The following is a 16,937-nucleotide window of genomic DNA, read 5'->3' on the forward strand; positions in this document are numbered from 1 at the left end:
GGCCATAGGGCAACTTTGACTGACGACGGGATGTAACGTCATCGTTCTTCGGTATGTCGGTGGCCTCAGAAAAGTACGACTATGGTCGTATCTTTCACAGCCGTGGCTGTAGCTGCGAGGCTCCTCGAAAAGAACACGGCCTGGCGGCACAGGTGTGAGCTGGATTTACCACCTATTCGCGCGCATGTGATGATGGGGATCATGCCTGCATTCGTCGATCGCTGCGTCCTTCATGTCACCGCCGGTAATGGTGGTCACGGATGCGTTTCTGTTCACCGTGAAAAGTTCAAGCCCCTCGGTGGCCCTGACGGCGGCAATGGAGGTCATGGCGGTGATGTCATTTTCCGTGTGGATCATCAGCTGACCACGTTGCTTGAATATCACCACAGTCCACATCGCAAAGCGAGCAACGGACGTCCGGGTGAAGGTGATGAGCGTAATGGTGCGCGCGGTGAGGACCTCATCCTTCCTGTTCCAGACGGCACTGTGATTTCTACCCGTGATGGACAGGTCTTAGCCGACCTTGTTGGTGAGGGGACTGAGTTCACCATCGTTGAGGGCGGACATGGCGGTCTGGGAAACAAAGCTCTTGCCTCCACGAAACGTAAGGCGCCTGGTTTTGCTCTGATGGGAGAACCCGGTGAAGAGGCAGAAGTTGTTCTCGAGCTTAAAACTCTGGCTGATGTTGCGCTGATCGGGTATCCCTCGGCAGGTAAATCTTCTTTGGTTTCTGTGATGAGCGCCGCGAAACCAAAAATTGCGGACTATCCGTTCACCACGCTCGTGCCGAACCTTGGCGTTGTCACTGCGGGAAGCGCCCGCTACACCGTCGCTGATGTTCCTGGGCTGATCCCGGGTGCGCATGAAGGCCGAGGGCTTGGTTTGGAGTTTTTGCGGCATGTTGAGCGATGCCATGTGCTTGTGCATGTCATTGACTGCGCAACGTTTGAAGCGGACCGCGACCCGATGAGTGACCTCGATGTCATCGAGCATGAACTAGCGGAGTATGTTCCCGAGTCCACGCTGGGTGGTCGTCCTCTTTCGGACCGCACCCGCATCGTTGTGCTCAACAAAGCTGACGTGCCGGAAGCTAAAGAGCTGGCTGAATTTGTCAAACCTGACTTGGAAGCACGTGGTCTAGAGGTGCATGTCATTTCGGCGGTGGCACGTACTGGGCTGAAAGAGCTTTCTTTCTCGCTTGCTAAACATGTTGCTCAAGCCCGTGCTCGTGTTGCTTCTGAGCAAGAAGAACAGCCTCGTCGTCGGATCACCATTCGGCCGAAGGCTGTGGATGAGACTGGCTTCGAAGTGCGCCGTGAAATGGAATCTACGGGCCCGGTCTACCGCGTTATCGGAGACAAAACCACGCGGTGGGTGCGTCAGACTGACTTCGCAAATGATGAGGCTGTTGGGTTCCTCGCAGACAGGCTTGCCAAAGCTGGCGTGGAGGACGCTTTGGTTAAGGCAGGTGCAGTGGCAGGGGATACTGTCTATATCGGTCCAGAAGACAGTGCTGTGGTGTTCGATTGGCAACCGTCGATTACTGCCGGTGCTGAGTTGCTTGGTCCTCGTGGAACGGACCTGCGACTTGAGGACATGCATCGGCCCACCCGTGCTGAGAAACGCAAGGCTTATGACGAGCGCAGAGCATCTCGGGCTGCTGCACGGGCACAGTTCGATGAGGAGCGTCGTGCTGGGTTGTGGACGGATCCTTCTCACGATGAGTGAGTGAACGAGGGTGTGGTTCTCTTTCTTCGAAGAAAGAGAACCACACCCTCGTTGTACACATCTTTCCTGGTCAGATGGCTAGAACGGTTTTACTTTGATCGTTCTGAATCACACGCTGTCATGCTGTACAGGGGGAGTCATGCTGATTATCGATGTGCGTTTGCCGCAACCGGTGACTCCGCCTGTGCCTGTTGTAGTTAAAGCGGACGCTTCTGCTACATCTACAAGCACTGAGCGTCTTCCGGTGATTCATCGGGGTGAGCGCCGTGTCCGTCGTCCTAGCGCCCCTGATACGTCTCTTCTTAGTGCTGCTGATATCGAATTGATTCACGTAGTGACGGGAGAGCGGTTGTACGGCACGGGGATCGTTAGTGGGGAGGATCTTCAACCGTTCAGTTTGCAACTAGTTCTTGATCGGCATGATGGTGTTCTTCCTCGGGGGGTTGAAGTGACCGTGTCTTACCTTCATCGTCGTGGGAAAGCACTGCTTCGCAGTGGTCACTTGAACCCTTATTCCGGTGCTGAGCTGACGCGAGCTGAGCGGTATCTTGCTTCGCGACACTCTGGTGGCGTGGACGTCTCCCTTTAGCGGTGGGACCAGTTCGCGATACTGGTTCGTTTCGTCTGAACGTCCTGGTGCTGAGTTGTTGTTCAGACTGGACACAGTAAGTGTGCGATGGGGAAGACCACATGTGCTTCTCGGAGCGGATGTGGATACGGTTTCCTCATGAGTCAACAGATCGTCCGCGCGCACGTGCGAGACATCGCGAAGGTTAAGCCTCTGTGGAAGCAGATGGTCAGCGAATACGCGACTATTTCTGGTGGGAAATGGCGTGTGCTTGAGCCTCATGAGGCGTGGCAGCTGCGTTTTCAGGAGTATTTGGCCTGGATCAACGATGCCAGCGGCTTAGTTTTTATCGCGATTGACCAGACTCCTGACGAGAACGGAAACGTGGAGGATAAGGCAGTTGGGTACGCCGCTATCCGTTTTGTCTCGCCAGACTCGACCTTCGATATGGGCGAAACACGAGGTGAGCTGGAATCTCTCGTAGTTTTACCTGACTATCGTGGGCGCGGTATCGCATCCGATCTTCTCGCTGCGTGTCGGAAAGAGCTGATGCGGCGTGAAATTTCTTACTGGACTACGAGTACTCTCACTGACAACGCTGCCACCATTCACCTCTTCCAAAAGAACGGTTTTAAGCCTTTTCTCTTGCGTATGGGGCAGCGTCTTGAAGATGACTGAGCTGCGTATCGAAAATTAGTCGGCTGTGGCTATGCCTGTATGCCCAAAAGTTCATGGATGCCTCAGCGGCCTGGTGAGGGTGAGAAAGCCACAGTAGAACACGGACTGGGAGCGGAGTTTCTCGATGCTTGTTGTAAGCGCCTTCAGGTTGAGGGGTTAGCGGATTGAGGCCGAGTGCTCCTTTGGTGTTCGAGTGGGTCGTGTTCGATTCCCGTCGCTTCCCCGATGCGTGGCAGGATCGGCGGTATGGAAGGTTCCGAAGTACGTAAGCTCGCAGCTCTCGAAGACAACCACTGGTGGTACCGGGAGCGTCGTCACATCCTCAAGAAGCTCCTCGAGGGGCGTACCCCTGGTCGCGCTCTCGATGTTGGCGCAGCCGGTGGGGGTAACACACGCGTGCTGCGGGACATGGGGTGGCAGGTTTCTCCGCTGGAGTATGGCCCTGAAGGCGCGGAAGTGGCAAAGGAACGTGGACTAGCTGTCATGCGTGCTGACGCCATGCAGCTTCCGCTACCGGATGCCAGCCTTGATCTCGTTACTGCTTTTGATGTGCTTGAGCATCTTGAAGAAGACGATCGCTGTGTCAAAGAAGTGGCGCGCGTACTCAAACCGGGTGGAGCTTTCCTAGTAGCTGTTCCAGCGGATCCGAAACTGTGGAGCTCTCACGACGTAGCTGTGTCTCATCTTCGCCGATACACCCGCGAGACTCTCACTCAGGTTCTGGACCAGCCAGGCTTCCGTTTGGAGTGGATGAAGTCGTGGATGGTTTTGCTTCGACCAGCTGTTGCTCTTCGCCGCTCTTCATCGAGCGGCAGCGACCTACAGCCGATGAACCCCATCGTCAATGCGGGGCTTTCTGCTGTGGTCGCTGCCGAGCGTTACTTGCCGGTTTCCTCGCTTCCGGGAGTGAGCTTGTTTGCTGAGGTGCGTCGTACCGCCTGACGGGCTTCGGCGTCGATCATTTGTGTGCGGGGGGTATCCGGGTGGGTGCCCTCCGCAGCTTCACCAGAAGCGGTCACGAGTGCAGGCTCGGTGGCCGTTTCTTCGTATGCGCGGGTGAAAGCGGTGACAGACGCTGCTGCTGGCTTCTCTGTAGAGGATTTGTTTTCGGTTGCGGTGGCAGCATCAGGTGTGGTGAGTGAGGCTGGGGTTTCCGGTGCCGTTGCTTCTGCGGTTACTGCAGGCGTATCGGCATTGCGGGTCATGGGAATTTCGCCGCTGGCAGGGACGTCAAGGTCGGCGAGTTCGGTGAGGAAATCGCGGTCACCGCTGGTGTCGTGGTGGGTGGGTTCGTTTTCTCCGATGTTTTCGTGGCTGATGAAGTCGGTGTCATGGGCGACGAAGTAGGTTGGGCGGCCTTGCATCATGCTGTACATGCGGCCGACGTATTCACCAAGGATGCCGACGCAGATCAGCTGTGCACCGCCAACAGCTGAAACCGCCATAACGGTAGATGTCCATCCGGCTACGGCGCGGTCGGTCAGTGAAGAGATGAGAGCGTAGAAGAAAATGAGTACAGCGCCGACAAATCCGAGTACGCCGAACCATGTTGCTAGGCGCAGTGGTGCCATGGAGCCGGCAGTGAGGCTGTCAACAGACAGGGCGATCATTTTGCTGAGCGGATATTTTGATTCCCCTGCGGCGCGTTCTTCACGTTTGTAGTAGACCTCGCCTGATGGGAAGCCGAGTTGAGGTACAACCAGGCGTAGTACGCGGTGATGTTCGGGAAGAGCGTTGACAGCATCGACGGTGGCGCGCGACATGAGACGGAAGTCGCCAGCATTGGCTGGGGCGTCAGTTTTTGATAGGTGCCGCAGGGTGGCGTAGAAGGCTTGGGCAGTGCCGCGTTTAAAGGCGGTGTCGGTGCTGCGGTCGCTGCGGATGCCGTAGACGACGTCGAGTTTCTTCTGTTGTGCTAGCTCGAGCATTTCCGCGATGGTTTCGGGTGGATCTTGCAGGTCTGCGTCGATGGTGACGACGTAGTCGCCGTGTGCGCGAGCTAGACCAGCGGAGATGGCGGCCTGGTGGCCGGAGTTCGCGCGAAGGCGAATGATGCGAAATTGCGGCCAAGATCGTCGCAAACGGGCCATGACCAGTGCAGATTTGTCCTTACTGCCGTCGTCGACCGCGACGACCTCGTAGGTCTGGCCAAGGCCGTCGAGTACGGGACGGAGCCGCTCCACCATGAGAGGGAGGACTTCCTCTTCGTTGTAGACGGGGATAACGACGGACAACACGGGATGCATGCCCCATACCCTATGCATCATCAGCTTCGTGCAGTGTTAGTGGTGAGGTGGGCGTGGTGGGATGTGAGGTGGTTGTGTGTTGTGTCTTGCTAGAGGTGCTGTGCGGGCAGTGAGCACGGGTACGCTGGATCACATGTCCACTCATGTTTTTAGTCTTGCGGCTCATACACCTCACGTCGTGAATCATTTGCCAATGCCTGCTTGGGTTTTCGGTGCGATTGCTCTAGCCGTAGGCATCCTTTTGCTTGTTTTTACGTGGATGTTCCGTCACTCGGCGCAGGCCATGATTGAGGGGCGGGATATCCATGGCAGTGCTAGCCGTGGTCATGTGTCTCAGGAGCATGGATCCGCCGAGACTGGGGGATCCCACTGACGCACAGGATAGGCGTGATGGGGGGAACGTTTGATCCAATCCATCATGGCCATCTCGTTGCGGCAAGTGAGGTTCAACACCGTTTTGGTTTGGATGAGGTGGTGTTCGTTCCTACTGGGCACCCGTGGCAGAAAAGTGGGCGGAAAGTTTCGCCTGCTGAGCACAGGTATCTCATGACGGTGATTGCGACCGCTTCAAACCCCCGTTTTACTGTCAGTCGCGTCGATATTGATCGACCAGGGTTGACGTACACGATTGATACGTTGCGGGATTTGCATGAAGAACGCCCGGAGTCGGAGCTGTTTTTTATCACGGGAGCGGATGCGTTGAAACGCATTCTGTCCTGGAAAGATGTTGATGAGCTGTGGTCGTTGGCTCATTTCGTGGGGGTGACCCGCCCCGGGCATGAGTTGACATCAGAGGGTTTGCCCAGTGAAGGGTTGAGCTTGGCGGAGATCCCAGCGATGGCGATTTCGTCGAGTGATTGCCGTGAGCGTGTCGCGGCGGGACAGCCGGTTTGGTACTTGGTGCCAGACGGGGTGGTCCAATACATCGCTAAACATTGTTTGTATCTAGATGGGCAGGAGACCCAGTGACGGTTGTCGCACCGATCAAGGAACTAGTCGATGTGGCTGCTTTAGCCGCTGATGAGAAGAGCGCAGAGAATATCGTTGCGTTGGATGTGACTGGCCGATTCGCGCTGGCTGATGCATTTGTGCTCGTTTCCGCTGAGTCTGAGCGCCAAGTGCAGGCGGTCGCTGAAAACATTCAAGACCGTCTGCGGGAAGTTGGTGCTAAGCCGATCCTTATGGAGGGGTTTGCTGGCGGGCGTTGGGTGCTCATGGACTTTGATGGGGTGATTGTGCATGTGCAACACACCGAAGAGCGTGAGTTTTACCAGTTGGAGCGCCTCTGGAAGGACAGTCCTGCGCTTGAGCTGCCGGAGTTTCCTACGGCTGCGCAGTTGTCGTGACGTGTAGGTCCAGGGATTGCGTGGTAGCAAGGTGGGGTGATTGACAGTGACGCGTCGTTTGTTGGTGATGCGGCATGGGGTTACTGCGCACAATCGTGACCGGGTGGTTCAAGGGCATTTGGATACTCCTTTGTCTGATGAGGGGCGTTCTCAAGCCAGGCAGGCAGCAGGTTTTGTTGCGGGCTTTTCTCCTGAGTTCATTCTTTCTTCGGATCTTTCTCGTGCCGCTGAGACTGCTGAACAGGTCGCAGCGGTTCTCGGCGTCCGTGTTGAGTTGGATCCGCGGTTGCGTGAATCTCACAGTGGTATGTGGCAGGGCAAGCGAGTTACGGAGCTGGAGCCTCGTCCGGACTGGGCCACCTTTGGTGTCTCGGATAAGCGTGGTGGTCCGACTGGGGAGTCGGTGCTTGATGTGGTGGAACGCGTTCGACCTTTGTTGGCTGAAGTGGATGCGCGGTTATCAGCTGGGGGAGTCGGGCTTTTGGTAACTCATGGGGTGACTGCGCGTGCTTTGGTTGCCGAGCAGGTGGGGCTGGATCAAGCTGTTGCGTGGCGGATGCTCGGTGGTTTGCAGAACTGTGCTTTGGCTGAGTTAGAGGACTCTGATCGGGGGTGGCGGGTACGTTCGTGGAACGTTCTCCCTAGCCAGGCTGCCGATTTGGGTTTAAACCCGGAGTATGGCTAGTATTAAAGAGTCGCCGCGGGAACGGGGTGAAAATACTACGAATGTAGTATGGGGCTATGGCGCAGTTGGTAGCGCGCTTCCATGGCATGGAAGAGGTCTGGGGTTCGAATCCCCATAGCTCCACTTAAATAAAAAGGATCTGGCCCACCTATTAGGTAGGCCAGATCCTTTTTATTTTCTTTTGGAGTGTTCCTCCTCCCTTCCGTGACGGCTCATGTGCTTTCGAAATGTGAGGTGGCATCAAAAATGAGGGCATGTGGGCGTGGATGACTTCATGTAAGTGCCCTATGGCTAGGGGTACATAAAGCGTTAGAGGTAGTTGAATCATTGGATTTTGAGCGCTCGGCGGGGGTGTCGGCGTGTCGCTCGTGTACATGCTCAATGCGCTCCACTTCTCTCCACCTGTGCATTCCATACTCATCACCCCATGGTTTGTTCCGGTAAATGACCTGGGTCATATTTATTTATATCCATTGCTCTGAGCTGCGGTTTTGTTCCGATTGAAGGTGATGTTCAGTGTTGTGAGGGTGGTTTTTCCTTAGGTGTCGATAGGCGGTTGCGCCTGGGGGAGAGGTTGATGGCAGAGGTGGGTCAGGTGGGGTGTATGTACTTTCTGACGTGCGTCTTTACTGACTAATTGAAACTGGCTACATTCCCTTCGCGCTGCGGGAGGAGCGAAGTGGAGTAAAGTGGAGGGCGCTGGAGGGGAAGGTCCGGCAAACCGTCAGGTCCACGAAGGTGCCCCATCAGAGGTGGCATCGATCCCGCGGAGGGAAGGGGTGTTGCGAGATGTTTCTCGGTACTCACAACCCCCGTCTGGATGAAAAAGGACGCTTGATCCTTCCCGCCAAATACCGGGAACGTCTGGCCCCCGGGCTGGTCGTGACGCGCGGACAGGAACACTGCCTCTACATCTTTCCGATGGATGAATTCGTCCGTGTGGCCGACGGTTTGCGTTCTGCTCCCATGACCAGCAAAGCCGCGCGTGATTACATGCGGGTCTTTTTGTCTGGTGCATCAGATGAAATACCGGACAAACAAGGTCGCTTCACGATTCCACCCGCGTTGCGTCAATATGCCGGACTCGACAAAGAGCTCACCGTCATTGGTGCTGGCTCTCGCCTTGAAGTCTGGGACAGCGCAGCGTGGGAGGAGTATCTCGCGGCATCCGAGGAATCTTTCGCGGCTCAGGCCGAGGAGGTGGTTCCTGGCCTCTTCTGAGGTGTCGGATCTGTCCATGTCCGTTTAGCGGGAGTTTGACCACACTGTTGTGGCTTTTCACCCGCCCGATGCTCGGGATGCTCTGCCCCCTGCCGGTCGACTTCCCTCCGCTCAGTTCTTGTTCCGACGCACTTCCCCGGCGCCGGAACAAGAATGAATCCGCAGGCCTACCCAGCTAGTTGGATTCATCAAGAGTCAGGCCACCCAACCTGACTAAGAAGCGGTGGGGGATCCGCCGGCACGGTGTAGTCGAGCAGTCATTACCTCAACGGCACAGCGCAGTTCACATATGTGAGCAAAGTTTGTCGAAGCGGAACCTTGCTAATGACACGCTCGTTGCATTTCGCACCGGAAGTGAATATGCGTTAACTAAGTGTGTGTAGCCACACGCTGCAGACCGACCCCGTCACCACGGCGGGACACGCCTCGAACAGACAAAGGAGGGACGATGCGTCACGAAGACCCCGCATCGCTCCACCGTCCCGTGATGCTCCACCGCGTCACCGAAATTCTTCTACCAGCCCTCACTGGTCCAGAAGCCGCCGACGGCACACCCGTGCACGTAGACGGCACCTGTGGAATGGGCGGACACATCGAAGCCATTCTCGAGGCCTGCCCTAACGCCATCGCCATCGGCATCGACCGCGACACCGAAGCCCTCGAACTAGCAAGCTCCAGACTTGCTCGCTTCGGTGACCGATTCCGGCCCTTCCATGCCACCTACGACAAAATCAGTGACGTCATCACCGATGCCGGTTTCTCCCACGTCAATTCCATCCTCCTAGACCTGGGAGTTTCCTCCCTGCAACTCGATGCCGACGACCGTGGCTTTGCCTACCGTGTCGATGCACCTCTAGACATGCGCATGGACCAAACAACAGGCCCTACTGCAGCTGACCTGCTCAACACCCTCAGCGCAGACGAACTCACCCGCATCCTGCGCGAATACGGCGAAGAACGGTTCGCTGGACGCATTGCCCGCCGCATTGTCCAAGCCCGCACCGACCAGCTTTTCACTACCTCGGCCAGGCTCACTCAACTTATTGACCAAGCCATCCCTGCGGCATCTAGCCGCACTGGCGGACACCCAGCAAAACGTACGTTCCAAGCCCTGCGCATCGCAGTCAACGCTGAACTCGACTCTCTAGCTGGCGCCCTTCCAGAAAGCCTGCGCGTACTCAAACTTCGAGGCCGAGCAGCAGTGCTCTCGTACCACTCCCTCGAAGACAGAATGGTCAAAAGAGTTTTCACTGCCGCAGCCACCAGCTCCGCACCCCCGGGACTACCCGTCGAATTACCTGAACACGCCCCCACCCACCAACTCCTCACTCGCGGTGCTGAAGAGCCTGACAGTCAAGCCATTGCGGAAAACTCTCGAGCCGCCTCAGCGCGCCTTCGCGCAGCCTGCCGAATCCGTGAAGGAAACCGCCCACAAATAGTTTCCGCACAAACAGCTTTCCCAACTCAACGCCGCTCGAAAGGACGCCACCGATGAGCCAGCAACCACTGACTTCTCGGCCCGTCCGCCGAGCCACCCCACGCCCCACCACACCCCAGCGGCCGCCTCTGCGTGTCGTGGCACCCACCCCACGACGAGTCGGACGCATTCCCTTCATCGTCTTCTGCAGCATCCTCATGACACTGGGCCTCGGTGCGCTTCTGGCTCTTAACCTCTCCCTCGTCGCAGGAGCCTACGAACTCCACGACGTCACCGAGCAAGTAGAAGCACTACGCGCACAAGAATCTGAACTCATCGAAAAAGTTGCTCTCCGATCCACCCCCTCGGAACTGGCAACCCGCGCCAAAGAACTCGGCATGGTCACTGGCGGGACTCCGGCCTATCTCAAACTCAAAGATGGATCCGTCGTCGGTAACCCAACACCCGCCCCCTCTGGAGGGCCCAACCGTCAAGTACCCCCACCCCCGAACTCCTCACCCACAAACGACAACACCCCCAACCCCAACCCCAATACCGCAGAACCCAGCCAAACACCCGGCGCACAGAACAATGGCAATAACCCCAGCACGTTTCCTGAGGCCAACGCCCCCGACGCTGACCCAGCGCCGCAGACCAATGACGCACCAACCAACGCACAATGAGGTGAGGACGTGAGTAACGGACCAAGCAACAAAAAGCCGCCACGCCGCACCCCTCGCCCCACCGCGCCCCAGGGCAAACGCAAACACCCGCATCGCCCAGCAAACCCCAACCAGAACCGAAAAAACCAAACAAAGAAACCCAGCGCGCCCCCGAGCCCCATTAAACCTACCGTGCCCTCACCAGCGGGCCCGGATACACCCCAAAACACCAATCCAGCACGTCCTCCACAAGGCCCAGGCGAAACAACAAAAGCTACTAAAAAACGCGCAGCTGGTGACCCCAGACGCCGCAGCAGAGCCATGTTCATTGCTCTGCTCTTTATCTTCACTGTTTTCGCTGCCCAACTAGTGCGACTCCAAGCCATCGACGCTGAGACCATTGCTCAACAAGCCCAAAGGCTCCGTTCTCGCCCCACCCCAATCCCTGCCAAACGCGGCACGATCCAAGACCGCTACGGAGCACCCCTAGCTGAGTCCAGCGAACGCTTCGACGTCGTCGTCGACCAAGTTGCCGTAGCCGAATACACCAAAAAAGATCCCAACACGAAAAAAAGCACCAAAGTTGGTGCTGCAGGTGCAGCAGCGGACCTAGCCCCCATCCTCGGCATCGACGAAAAACAACTCGCCACCAGCATGACCGGACGAAAACCATGGGTCCCCATCGCCCGATCCGTGGTTCCCACTACCTGGCTCAAAGTCCAAGGCCTGAAAATCCCCGGCGTCACTAACGAACTTGTTCCCATCCGTTATTACCCCGGTGGAGAGCCCGCAGCCGCCACCGTCGGATGGGTTGGATCTGATGGCACTGCCAAAGGCAACACCGGTGGTGGACTCGAATACCTCTACAACCAAGCCCTCACCGGTCGCCCAGGAAAAATCGTTCGCGAATACTCTCTCGATAACCGCGTCATACCCATGGGCAACTCAAAAATCACCCCGGCCGTACCCGGCGAAGTCATTCGAACCACCATTGATAACGACCTCAACTGGTTTGCCCATGACGCCATCGCCAAACAAGTACAAGACCTCGGTGCCGAAGCCGGAGTCATCGTCATCATGGATAAACAAGGACGACTACTCGCCGTCACCCAAGCACCCTCCTTCGACCCAGCAGACCGCGGTCGCAACAACTCAGACTTCTCCAACATGGCTTTCCAAGGCGCCTTCGAACCCGGGTCAGTCACCAAAATCATCACTGCCGGAGCAGCTCTCGACCTTGGTCTCACCACTCCCACCACCCAGTGGGAAATCCCCAACCGCTACACCGTCGACGGCCAAGAATTCCGTGACTCACACGACCATCCCACCGAACACCTCACCACAGCAGGTGTTCTCGCTAAATCCAGCAACATCGGCACCGTCAAACTCGCTCAGCTCTACCCACGAGAAAAGCTCGCCGAATATATGCAACGTTTCGGACTAGGCGAACGCACTGCTGTCGGATTCCCGGGCGAATCTGCCGGCTATCTCGGGGATCCCAGCACCTGGGACGGACGAAGCCGCTACACCATTTCTTTCGGTCAAGCCTTCACCGCTACTCCAGTGCAAGTCACCGGAATCATGCAAACTATCGCTAACAAGGGAGTCCATATTCCCCCCTCCCTCATCGCTGGCCGCACTGATGTCGAAGGTCAATACCACCCCCAACCACTGCCACAACAGACTCAAGCAGTCTCTAAAGAGACCGCCAGCCAGCTTGCTTCCATGCTCCAATCCGTCGTTTCTAACGAAGGAACCGCGCTACAAGCGGCTGTCCCGGGCTTCAACATCGCAGGAAAAACTGGAACCTCTAACCGCTACACAGGTAAAGGAGGATACGTCTCCTCATTTGTCGGCTACGCACCCGCCGACGATCCGCAATTCGTCATGGGTGTTTTTCTCGTCAACCCGAAAAAAGACATCTACGGCGGTTCCACCTCAGGCCCAGTGTTCTCCTCAGTCATGTCACATGCCCTTCAGAAATACGGAATCGCTCCCAGCGGCGCCAAAATTGCTGAATTCCCACTTACCTTCGACCCCTCCCAGGCGACTCCTACCCCACAAAGCGCACCCGCCGGCGATAACAAACCTCAAGCCGTGACGCCCAACACCCCCGAAACAAAAACTGGACTCCAACCACCTGCCGTATCACCTACGGACAACACCTCCGCGGCCAGACGCAGGTAGTGTCCTGCACGTGGTGATCACAGTGAACCGGCCAGAACACGTATCAGGCACATCGATCGCGCAGATCGTCGACCTCATCCGGGGCACCGGCGTCGACGTCAAATTACGCGGTGCAATAACCGAAACCGACAAACTCCTTACCGGAGCCACCCTTGACAGCCGCGAAGTGCAGCCCGGAGACCTCTACGCTGCGCTTCCTGGAGCCAACGTGCATGGTGCCCAGTTCGCACAGAAAGCAGTGGAATCGGGTGCTCAAGCAATCCTTACCGACCCCCACGGTGCCGAACTAAGTACTAACTGCAACAGCACGCTCATTGTGGTTCCGGATCCACGAGCCGTTCTAGGTGCAGTATCAGCAGCTATTTATAACAACCCCACTGCTCAGCTAGGCATGGTCGGCATCACCGGGACTAACGGCAAAACCACTACTGCCTACCTTGTCGAATCTGCATGGAGGGCGCTCGGCCGCACCACCGGACTCATCGGAACCATCGAAACCCGCATTGCAGGTAGCGTCCTGCGCAGCTCACACACCACACCTGAATCCCCCAAGCTCCAGGGTGTACTGGCACTCATGCGAGAGCACGAAGTCAGTCACTGCGTGATGGAAGTAAGCAGCCATGCCCTGTCACTGCACCGCGCTGACGCTATCCGCTTCGACACCGCAGTTTTCACGAACCTCTCTCAAGATCACCTCGACTTCCACGAGTCCATGGAGGACTACTTCCAAGCCAAAGCCACCCTCTTTACCCCTGAACACGCTACGACGGGAGTCATCTGCATCGATGACACTTGGGGACGTCGTCTCGCCCAGCAATCGACCATCCCCACCATCACACTTGCCACCCCGTCTTTTAGCGACAGCACCTGCGCGACAACTGACCAAACATCACCAACTGCTGAAGACACGCCAACCCCGGACTGGCGCCTAGTCACCACTGGCGACAAAGCAGATACCGCATTCGAACTTGTCCGTGAAGGTACTCACACCGGCCCAGGAAGACTTCGGCTCAACAGTGCGCTGCCTGGCGAGCACAACCGCATCAACACAGCACTTGCCGCACTTGTCTTGCTCGCTTCAGGGCTCCCCGTCAACGAGATCGAACGAGCCATGGGAGCCCGACCTCGTGTTCCCGGACGTATGGAGATCGTCCCTCTTCACACATCGACACTAGGCAGTGCAGACAATGCACTCACCCCAGAGGCCTACGTCGACTTCGCACATACGCCCGACGCCATTACTGCCACTCTCACTGCCCTGCGCGCTCGAGCTGACCAGCGGGGAGGCAACCTCGTCGCAGTTATTGGGGCAGGTGGCGACCGCGATGCGGGAAAACGCCCGCTTATGGGAGCCGCTGCAGCAGCTCTGGCTGATGTTGTTGTCGTCACCGACGACAATCCACGTTGCGAAGACCCAGCTATCATCCGAGCTGCCGTCACCGCGGGCGCTCATAGCGCTTCGCAAACCACTGTGCTGGAACAAGCAGGTCGCGCAGAAGGAATCGCAGCTGCAATCAGGCACCTCGAACCTCAAGACATCCTTGCAGTGCTTGGCAAGGGCCACGAAAGCACCCAAACAATCGGGACGGAAACCATTCCTTTCGATGACCGCGAAGCCATTGCGGCAGCGTGGGCCTCACATCTGGGATCGGATCAGGAGGATCGATGATTCCACTTACTTTAGGCAAGATCGCTTGTATCACTTCAGGACGTCTGAGCTCTCCTGAAGCAGCTGACATCCTCGTGAAGGGGTCGGTAGTCACCGATTCGCGCGCTGCTGAGGAAGGTTCGCTTTACATTGCTCGAATTGGTGAGCACGCAGACGGACATGCCTACGCAGCTTCTGCTGCAGACAACGGTGCTGTGGCTGCTCTAGTCACCACGCCTATCGAGGATCTTCCCTACGTTCAGGTTGACGATGTCCAGGATGCATTTGCTGCGCTGGCCTCTTTTCTCATCGAAACACAAGAGGCAGCAGGTGAACTCACCGTAATCGGCGTCACCGGATCAAGTGGAAAAACCACAACGAAAGATCTCATTGCGCATGTCCTGAACTTCCAAGCAAACACAGTCGCCAACGTCGGTTCTTTAAATTCTGAAGTCGGTGTTCCGTTGACTGTGTGTCGGATTACACCGCAAACCCGATACCTTGTGCTCGAAATGGGAGCTCGCGGTATTGGCCATGTCAACTACCTCACTACCATGACGCACCCGAGCGTGGGCGTTGTCCTTAATGTGGGAAGCGCGCACATTGGTGAATTTGGATCGCGTGAAGCAATTGCGCGCGCAAAATCTGAACTGCCTATGTCTTTGCCTAAGGGCGGGCTTGCCGTTCTGAATGCCGATGACGAGCTCGTCAGTACGATGTCAGTAGCTGACGAAGCCAGCACTGTTCGTTTTGGCACAAGTGAAGGCAGTGATATCCGCGCATCACATATCGTCGTCGGTGAGGACGGGTGCCCATCCTTCACACTGACTATCGATGAGGAGTCCATCCACGTCGACTTAGGTCTCATGGGTGACCATCAAGTTTGGAATGCTCTCGCTGCTGCTGCTGTTGCTACGTGGGCCGGGATGAACTTGAGCGAACTGAAGACAGCCTTGGAAACAGCTCGTCCAGCAAGCCGGTATCGCATGGAGCGTCATGATCGGCCCGATGGCACCACCGTGATCAATGATGCTTACAACGCCAACCCTGAGTCCATGTCTTCGGCCATCCGAACCCTTTCGGTGATGGCGGGACAAGGTGAAACGCGCCGCCGCACATATGCCGTTTTGGGTGCAATGTTCGAGCTTGGCGATGAAGAAGAAGCTGAGCATCGAGCGGTCGGCCAATTGGCGGCTCGTTTGGGGATTGATGAAATCGTGGCGGTGGGTGAAAGCCCTGGCGTCGAGGCTTATGTTGATGGTGCCAATAGCGAGATTCTGCCTGGTTCGCCGAATTTGCATGTTCAGCACGTCGCTACTGTGGAAGCGGCACTTGAGAAACTCGAGAGCATGCTCCATGACGGAGATTTAGTTCTCGTCAAGTCATCCCATGGCGCAGGTTTGTGGCGCCTTGGTGAGGATTTGGTGCGAGGGGGAGGAAACGCGTGAGACTCATCATTGTTGCAGCCGGGACAGCACTCCTGGTTGCGTTGTTTGCCACCCCGTGGTTCATCAAATTCTTAGTGAAAAAGCATTACGGCCAGTTCATTCGAGATGATGGCCCTACAAGTCACCACACCAAGCGCGGAACGCCCACGATGGGTGGTGTGGTCATTATTGTGGCTACTGTTCTTGGATATTTAATTGCCCATATTGTCACGATGCATCCGGTTTCTTCCAGTGGGTTAGCAGTTTTGTTTCTCGTCGTTGGCATGGGGACAGTTGGCTTTCTTGATGACTACATTAAAATCAGTAAGGCGCGAAGTCTTGGTTTACGAGCATGGCAAAAACTCGTAGGTCAAACTTTGGTTGCCTCTGTTTTTGGTGCAGTCGTCATCATGTTTCCGAATGCAAATGGTATAACTCCCGGATCGACAGCCATATCTTTTGTTCGTGATACCGAATTCGACTTTCGTGAGTTGGGTGTCGGTGCCGCGATCGGCATCGTGCTTTACCTCATATGGGTGAACTTGATGGTTGCGGGAACCACAAATGCGGTGAACCTCACCGATGGTCTCGATGGGTTAGCTACGGGGGCTACAGCAGCAGTAGCCGCTTCTTACCTGCTCATCGGGCTGTGGCAGTTCAATCAGAACTGTTGGATGCCCGCACCATCGCCTAAGTGTTACCCCACTCCTGATCCGCTTGATCTAGCGATTGTTGCTGCTGCGCTACTGGGTGCCTGTGTTGGTTTCTTGTGGTGGAACGCTTCTCCAGCTCGGATCTTTATGGGTGACACGGGATCACTGGCTCTTGGTGGTGCTGTTGTGGGGCTTGCCATTACCTCACGTACACAGTTGTTGTCGGTCATTCTTTGTGGCCTGTTTGTGATTATCACTATGTCAGTGATTGTCCAAGTTGCTTCTTTCAAGCTTCGTAAGAAGCGTGTTTTCCGCATGGCGCCTTTGCAGCACCATTTTGAGCTTTTGGGATGGGCTGAGGTAACTATCGTCATTCGGTTCTGGATTATTGCTTGCTTGTTCTGCGGTTTGGGTGTGGCTGCTTTCTACGCAGAATGGATGACCGGAGGGACGGTGTGAGCGTGACAGAAG

16 protein-coding genes and 1 tRNA gene are annotated in these 16,937 nt (G+C 56.4%); 16 read left to right on the top strand and 1 reads right to left on the bottom strand.

Annotated features, from left to right (window positions below; all coding sequences use genetic code 11):
* Window positions 1-201: 201 nt before the first annotated feature.
* The 4 genes from obgE (at window position 202) to CKV89_RS05580 (ending at window position 3,916) form a co-directional block, all read left to right on the top strand.
* The gene (gene obgE, locus CKV89_RS05570) at window positions 202-1,728 is read left to right on the top strand and encodes a GTPase ObgE (RefSeq protein ID WP_028326937.1); all 1,527 of its coding nucleotides are present in this window, start codon (window positions 202-204) and stop codon (window positions 1,726-1,728) included.
* 139 nt (window positions 1,729-1,867) lie between these two features.
* Window positions 1,868-2,317, top strand: a complete 450-nt coding sequence (locus CKV89_RS11800) for a hypothetical protein (RefSeq protein WP_154657611.1) — start codon at window positions 1,868-1,870, stop codon at window positions 2,315-2,317.
* A 138-nt stretch (window positions 2,318-2,455) separates the two neighbouring features.
* On the top strand, window positions 2,456-2,974 hold the full coding sequence (locus CKV89_RS05575) for a GNAT family N-acetyltransferase (RefSeq protein WP_028326936.1): 519 nt from the start codon (window positions 2,456-2,458) through the stop codon (window positions 2,972-2,974).
* A 246-nt stretch (window positions 2,975-3,220) separates the two neighbouring features.
* Window positions 3,221-3,916 carry a class I SAM-dependent methyltransferase gene (locus CKV89_RS05580; RefSeq protein ID WP_084440959.1) on the top strand — a complete coding sequence of 232 codons (696 nt, stop codon included), beginning with the start codon at window positions 3,221-3,223 and terminating at the stop codon, window positions 3,914-3,916.
* Here the strand turns inward: CKV89_RS05580 and CKV89_RS05585 are convergent.
* On the bottom strand, window positions 3,853-5,220 hold the full coding sequence (locus tag CKV89_RS05585; RefSeq protein ID WP_028326935.1) for a glycosyltransferase: 1,368 nt from the start codon (window positions 5,218-5,220) through the stop codon (window positions 3,853-3,855). The genes CKV89_RS05580 and CKV89_RS05585 overlap by 64 nt on opposite strands.
* Before the next feature lie 193 nt (window positions 5,221-5,413).
* On the opposite strand from CKV89_RS05585, the gene CKV89_RS11805 reads away from it, so the two are divergent.
* From CKV89_RS11805 to mraY, 12 genes are all read left to right on the top strand, one after another.
* Window positions 5,414-5,593 (top strand): hypothetical protein, encoded by a 180-nt coding sequence (locus CKV89_RS11805; protein ID WP_154657610.1) that lies wholly within the window; start codon window positions 5,414-5,416, stop codon window positions 5,591-5,593.
* A gap of 17 nt (window positions 5,594-5,610) precedes the next feature.
* Window positions 5,611-6,189: a nicotinate-nucleotide adenylyltransferase gene (gene nadD, locus CKV89_RS05590; protein WP_084440958.1), complete on the top strand. Its 579-nt coding sequence runs from the start codon at window positions 5,611-5,613 to the stop codon at window positions 6,187-6,189.
* The gene (gene rsfS / locus CKV89_RS05595; RefSeq protein WP_051277436.1) at window positions 6,186-6,566 is read left to right on the top strand and encodes a ribosome silencing factor; all 381 of its coding nucleotides are present in this window, start codon (window positions 6,186-6,188) and stop codon (window positions 6,564-6,566) included. Before nadD ends, rsfS begins: the two co-directional genes overlap by 4 nt.
* 46 nt (window positions 6,567-6,612) lie before the next feature.
* On the top strand, window positions 6,613-7,251 hold the full coding sequence (locus CKV89_RS05600; protein WP_231935483.1) for a histidine phosphatase family protein: 639 nt from the start codon (window positions 6,613-6,615) through the stop codon (window positions 7,249-7,251).
* 50 nt (window positions 7,252-7,301) lie between these two features.
* A tRNA-Ala gene (locus tag CKV89_RS05605) sits at window positions 7,302-7,374 on the top strand.
* 666 nt (window positions 7,375-8,040) lie between these two features.
* Window positions 8,041-8,472 carry a division/cell wall cluster transcriptional repressor MraZ gene (gene mraZ, locus CKV89_RS05610; RefSeq protein WP_028326931.1) on the top strand — a complete coding sequence of 144 codons (432 nt, stop codon included), beginning with the start codon at window positions 8,041-8,043 and terminating at the stop codon, window positions 8,470-8,472.
* Between the two features lie 448 nt (window positions 8,473-8,920).
* Complete coding sequence (gene rsmH, locus CKV89_RS05615; RefSeq protein ID WP_051277434.1) at window positions 8,921-9,967, top strand: 16S rRNA (cytosine(1402)-N(4))-methyltransferase RsmH; 1,047 nt, start codon at window positions 8,921-8,923, stop codon at window positions 9,965-9,967.
* Window positions 9,964-10,572: a hypothetical protein gene (locus tag CKV89_RS05620; protein WP_051277432.1), complete on the top strand. Its 609-nt coding sequence runs from the start codon at window positions 9,964-9,966 to the stop codon at window positions 10,570-10,572. Before rsmH ends, CKV89_RS05620 begins: the two co-directional genes overlap by 4 nt.
* Before the next feature lie 171 nt (window positions 10,573-10,743).
* Window positions 10,744-12,738: a peptidoglycan D,D-transpeptidase FtsI family protein gene (locus CKV89_RS05625; protein ID WP_154657609.1), complete on the top strand. Its 1,995-nt coding sequence runs from the start codon at window positions 10,744-10,746 to the stop codon at window positions 12,736-12,738.
* Window positions 12,739-12,748: 10 nt separating this feature from the next.
* Entirely contained in the window at window positions 12,749-14,407 is a 1,659-nt protein-coding gene (locus CKV89_RS05630) for a UDP-N-acetylmuramoyl-L-alanyl-D-glutamate--2,6-diaminopimelate ligase (RefSeq protein WP_084440956.1), read from the top strand.
* On the top strand, window positions 14,404-15,834 hold the full coding sequence (locus CKV89_RS05635) for a UDP-N-acetylmuramoyl-tripeptide--D-alanyl-D-alanine ligase (RefSeq protein ID WP_028326929.1): 1,431 nt from the start codon (window positions 14,404-14,406) through the stop codon (window positions 15,832-15,834). The genes CKV89_RS05630 and CKV89_RS05635 overlap by 4 nt, the downstream gene beginning before the upstream one ends.
* A complete protein-coding gene (gene mraY / locus CKV89_RS05640) occupies window positions 15,831-16,925 on the top strand; it encodes a phospho-N-acetylmuramoyl-pentapeptide-transferase (RefSeq protein WP_028326928.1) in 1,095 nt (364 codons plus the stop codon). Before CKV89_RS05635 ends, mraY begins: the two co-directional genes overlap by 4 nt.
* The last annotated feature ends 12 nt before the right edge of the window (window positions 16,926-16,937 follow it).

It is taken from the genome of Dermatophilus congolensis (assembly GCF_900187045.1).
Taxonomy (GTDB): Bacteria; Actinomycetota; Actinomycetes; order Actinomycetales; family Dermatophilaceae; genus Dermatophilus; species Dermatophilus congolensis.

Excerpts from the sequence above, each read along its gene's own strand:
- obgE (WP_028326937.1), top strand. The coding sequence starts at position 202 with ATGCCTGCATTCGTCGATCGCTGCGTCCTTCATGTCACCGCCGGTAAT.
- CKV89_RS11800 (WP_154657611.1), top strand. The coding sequence starts at position 1,868 with ATGCTGATTATCGATGTGCGTTTGCCGCAACCGGTGACTCCGCCTGTG.
- CKV89_RS05575 (WP_028326936.1), top strand. The coding sequence starts at position 2,456 with ATGAGTCAACAGATCGTCCGCGCGCACGTGCGAGACATCGCGAAGGTT.
- CKV89_RS05580 (WP_084440959.1), top strand. The coding sequence starts at position 3,221 with ATGGAAGGTTCCGAAGTACGTAAGCTCGCAGCTCTCGAAGACAACCAC.
- CKV89_RS05585 (WP_028326935.1), bottom strand. The coding sequence starts at position 5,220 with ATGCATCCCGTGTTGTCCGTCGTTATCCCCGTCTACAACGAAGAGGAA.
- CKV89_RS11805 (WP_154657610.1), top strand. The coding sequence starts at position 5,414 with ATGCCTGCTTGGGTTTTCGGTGCGATTGCTCTAGCCGTAGGCATCCTT.
- nadD (WP_084440958.1), top strand. The coding sequence starts at position 5,611 with ATGGGGGGAACGTTTGATCCAATCCATCATGGCCATCTCGTTGCGGCA.
- mraZ (WP_028326931.1), top strand. The coding sequence starts at position 8,041 with ATGTTTCTCGGTACTCACAACCCCCGTCTGGATGAAAAAGGACGCTTG.
- rsmH (WP_051277434.1), top strand. The coding sequence starts at position 8,921 with ATGCGTCACGAAGACCCCGCATCGCTCCACCGTCCCGTGATGCTCCAC.
- CKV89_RS05620 (WP_051277432.1), top strand. The coding sequence starts at position 9,964 with ATGAGCCAGCAACCACTGACTTCTCGGCCCGTCCGCCGAGCCACCCCA.
- CKV89_RS05635 (WP_028326929.1), top strand. The coding sequence starts at position 14,404 with ATGATTCCACTTACTTTAGGCAAGATCGCTTGTATCACTTCAGGACGT.